Here is a 687-nt window from a genome sequence, read left to right as displayed (position 1 = left end):
AAGAGGAAGAAATTCTGGCCTTGCGAGAGGCAGGAGCGACCCGGCAAGAGATCGCGAATCAATTGGGATTAAGCAAGGTACAAATCAAGAATTGGATCAACCGATATAACCGCAAACAGACCAAACTGGAAGCAGGAATTTTTCCCAAACCAAAAGGACGTCGGAGAAAAGTTGCTGAACCTGGAGATCCTGGAGATATAATCGCCGAGCAAGCCCATGAGATCCGGCGGTTGAAGATGGAGAATGAGCTGCTGCGGGATTTTCTGCGGTCCACAGGAAGGAAGTGAGTGCAAAGGCAAAGTATGCCGTGATTTATCGTCACAGGGAGAAGTATTCTGTACTAGTCATGTGCAGGTTCTTTTCGGTATCCAGAAGCGGCTATTACAGCTTTGTAAGGCGACTGAATCGACCTGAGAAAGATGCCTCATTGGCGGAGAAGATCCGAAGTCAGCAGGACAAGTGTTTTCATACCTATGGCTACCGCAGAATGTGGCAATGGCTGAAAAACAGTGAAGAAATCATCCATAACCCTAAAACGATCCTGCGAGTCATGAAAAAATACGGCTTATTGTCTGAAATCCGTCGCCGCAGACGTTGGCAGCAGATGGGTCAGCAGCTGCACAAGTACCAGAATCTTCTGAACCGGAACTTTCAGGCCGAAGCGCCAAACCGCAAATGGGTGACCGA

General features: G+C 48.5%; 2 protein-coding genes. Both read left to right on the top strand.

The window, feature by feature from the left end:
- The coding region (locus B5G28_RS14245) for a helix-turn-helix domain-containing protein (RefSeq protein ID WP_144265589.1) at positions 1–287 on the top strand (287 nt) is incomplete at its 5' end.
- 140 nt (positions 288–427) lie between these two features.
- Positions 428–687 (top strand): IS3 family transposase (locus B5G28_RS14890; RefSeq protein WP_204228884.1); only part of this gene is annotated, 260 nt, incomplete at its 3' end.

The sequence above is a fragment of the Faecalibacterium sp. An77 genome (assembly GCF_002161315.1).
GTDB lineage: Bacteria > Bacillota > Clostridia > Oscillospirales > Ruminococcaceae > Faecalibacterium.
Note: the sequence above shows the minus strand (reverse complement) of the source record. Positions and strands in the feature narration are given on the sequence as shown.